The sequence below is a fragment of the Arthrobacter sp. HMWF013 genome (assembly GCF_003061105.1).
In the GTDB taxonomy this organism is placed as follows: Bacteria; Actinomycetota; Actinomycetes; order Actinomycetales; family Micrococcaceae; genus Arthrobacter.
Genome location: NZ_QAIQ01000416.1, coordinates 1 through 2,812, shown reverse-complemented (window position 1 = coordinate 2,812; position 2,812 = coordinate 1). Strand labels below are relative to the sequence as shown.

The 2,812-nt window shown below is 67.9% G+C and carries 4 protein-coding genes; 1 reads left to right on the top strand and 3 read right to left on the bottom strand.

Going from position 1 to position 2,812, the window contains the following annotated elements; genetic code table 11:
* The coding region (locus DBR22_RS15370; protein WP_258229231.1) for a GNAT family N-acetyltransferase at positions 1-439 on the top strand (439 nt) is incomplete at its 5' end.
* On the opposite strand, the gene DBR22_RS15365 is transcribed toward DBR22_RS15370, so the two are convergent.
* From DBR22_RS15365 to ygfZ, 3 genes are all read right to left on the bottom strand, one after another.
* A complete protein-coding gene (locus tag DBR22_RS15365) occupies positions 440-1,951 on the bottom strand; it encodes a DHA2 family efflux MFS transporter permease subunit (protein ID WP_108599745.1) in 1,512 nt (503 codons plus the stop codon).
* Positions 1,952-2,035: 84 nt separating this feature from the next.
* Positions 2,036-2,461 carry an ankyrin repeat domain-containing protein gene (locus DBR22_RS15360; RefSeq protein ID WP_108599744.1) on the bottom strand — a complete coding sequence of 142 codons (426 nt, stop codon included), beginning with the start codon at positions 2,459-2,461 and terminating at the stop codon, positions 2,036-2,038.
* Positions 2,461-2,812, bottom strand: a 352-nt coding sequence (ygfZ, locus tag DBR22_RS15355) for a CAF17-like 4Fe-4S cluster assembly/insertion protein YgfZ (RefSeq protein WP_308810219.1), incomplete at its 5' end; no start/stop codon positions are given. The genes ygfZ and DBR22_RS15360, both read right to left, overlap by 1 nt.

Here is a 2,812-nt window from a genome sequence, read left to right as displayed (position 1 = left end):
GTTCTTTGCCGACGACCTGCCGCTGAAACAGCCCTCAGAAGAGCTGACCGTTTCCCATGGCAACCCGGAAGCGATCGAGCTGGAGGGGCTGTGCCCGCCGGACGACGTCAATGAAGTGGGGCTCTCCGACCTCGAAAACCGGTACACGGTCATTCATGAAGTGGATGGCCGGCGGGTCCCGGTGGCCTGCGGCGCCTACACCGAGTGGGAGGGGCTCCTGGGCCACCTCGGTGTCCTGGTGGACCCTGAGTGGCGGCGGCGCGGGCTGGGATCCCTGGCCGCCTCCATCGCTGCCCACGAGGCCCTCGCGGCAGGCCTCACCATCCAGTGGCGCGCCGAAGTCAGCAACACCGGCGCCTTGGCGCTGGGGCGGAAGCTCGGAATGGCGGCGGGCGGAATCCAGACCAGCGTCCACCTGGGCCGGGGTACCGAGGGGTAGCTACGCCTGGCGGGTGGCGCTGCCCGCTTCAGCCCCAGCCGCTGGCCGGGCCGGGCCACTCCAGGTATTGGCTGCCTGCGGCCTGGCGAAGAACAGCGCCACGGCGGCACCGATCAGGATCACACAGGCGGGAAGCAGGATGGACTGGCCCATCGCCGTCGAGAATCCTTCGTGGAGGGCATCGGGCAGCCGTCCGGTCATGGCGGGGCCCTCCGCGCCGGGCCCGGAGGCCGGGAGCTCGGCCGCGAGCCTTGCCTGAATCAGCACAGCAACGGCAGCACTGCCGAGCACCGCGCCGATCTGCCGGGTGGTGTTGTAGACCCCGGACCCGGCGCCCGCCTGGCGCGGCGGCAGGTTGCGGGTGGCCGTGGAGCTCAGGGGCGCCCAGATGCCGGCGTTGGCAAACCCCAGGACTGCGCTGGGCAGGAGGAAGAGCAGGATGGGAGTGTCCGGGTGCATCAGGGCAGAGTTCCAGAACAATGCCACGGCCATCAGCACCAGCCCGCCGGCGGCTATGTACTTCGGGTTCACGCGGTCGATGATCTTGCCCACCACCGGTGCAAGGCCGCCGGAGATCAGGGCCATGGGCACCATCATGAGCGCCGATTGGGTAGGGGTCATGCCGCGGACCATCTGGTAGTAGAAAATCAGCGGCAGCGCGAATGCCGTTACGGTGAACCCGACCGTGGTGATGCCGATGTTCGCCAGCGAGAAGTTGCGGTCCCGGAACAGGTCCAGCGGCAGCAGCGGCTCACCCTTGTTGAAGCGCTGCCAGACGATGAAGGCGGTGAGCACCACGATGCCGGCGATGATGAGGCCCCAGACACTGATGGGGCCGGCGATGGTGCCCCAGTTGTAGGTTTCGCCCTCCTGGATGCCGAACACCAGCAGGAAGAGGCCGACGGCGCTGAGCAGGACGCCCGGGATATCGAATTTGTGCGGGTGGGTGCTGAGGGACGGGACGAAGCGCCAGGCGAGGATGAAGCCCACGATGCCCACCGGTACGTTGATGAAGAAGATCCATTCCCAGCCCAGGCTGTCCACCAGGACGCCGCCGAGGATGGGCCCTACCAGGGTGGCCAATCCGGCGGTGGCTCCCCAAAGACCCATGGCGGCGCCGCGGCGGTCCGGCGGGAAGATGCGGGTGATCACGGCCATGGTCTGCGGCGTCATGATGGCCGCACCAAGGCCCTGGAGGACCCTGGCGAGGATGAGGGTCCGGATATCGCCGGCGAGCCCGCACCACAGTGAGGCGAGGGTGAACACCACCAGGCCCGCGAGGTAGAGCTTCTTGGGTCCGAACCGGTCACCGAGGCGTCCGGTGATGAGGAGCGGCACGGCGTAGGCCAGAAGGTAGGCGCTGGTCACCCAGATCACCGCGTTGATGTCCGTGCCCAGGCCTTCCATGATGCTGGGGTTGGCCACCGAGACGATGGTGGTGTCGATCAGGATCATGAAGAAGCCGATCACCAGGGACCAGAGGGCAGGCCACGGCCTTGCTACGTTTTCCACGGATTTCCTTAGCGGGTTGTGGGCTGCCGGGCTGTCCCGGCCAAACTGTCCGACGGCGGCGGATCGGCCCGGACAGTGTCCGGACTATCCGAGGAGGTCGAGGATCTCGGTGCGGGCAAACATCCGGGCAGCGGCGCGGGCCGAGGGTGCGCCGGCGTCCGGGTCTGCTCCGGCGTCCAGCAGCACGCGGGCCACATCGGCGTAGCCCTTGAAGGCGGCACCGGCCAGCGGGGTCTGCCCGCGGTCATTGGCGGTGTTGGCTTCTCCCCCGTGCTGGACCAGCAGCTGCACCGTCTCCGCATGGCCGTGGTACGCGGCCAGCATCAGCAGGGAATCGCCGGCAGCGTTGGTCATGGTGGCAGGTGCGCCGGCGTCAAGGTAGCTGCGCAGGAGGGCGGTATCGCCGTCGCGGGCGGCCTGGAAGAGCCGGTGGGCGAGTGCCACGGCCTCGTCGTTGGGAGCGTCGGGAGCGCCGGATGTCTCCGGGCCCGGCGCGGCGTTTTCTGTCATCAGTGTGTCCCCCTGAGGAATCCGGTCTGGCGTCCCACCACCTGGCCGGCGTCGGGAGCAACAATCACTTCCTGGACGGCGGTATACGGTTCCTCGCCGTCCATGACGGTCAGTATTTCATCAGGTGCCACGGACCGCTTAATGACAGCCAGGGCTACAGGGCCCATCTCATAATGCTGGGCCACGGAGGTCACCACGCCGACCTTGCGCTCGCCAAGCATCACCGGGTTCCCCGGCATGGGCATGGTGTGCTGGGAGCCGTCCAGCTGGAGGAATACCAGGCGCCGCGGCGGGTGTCCGAGGTTGTGCACCCGGGCAATGGTTTCCTGGCCCTTGTAGCAGCCCTTGGCC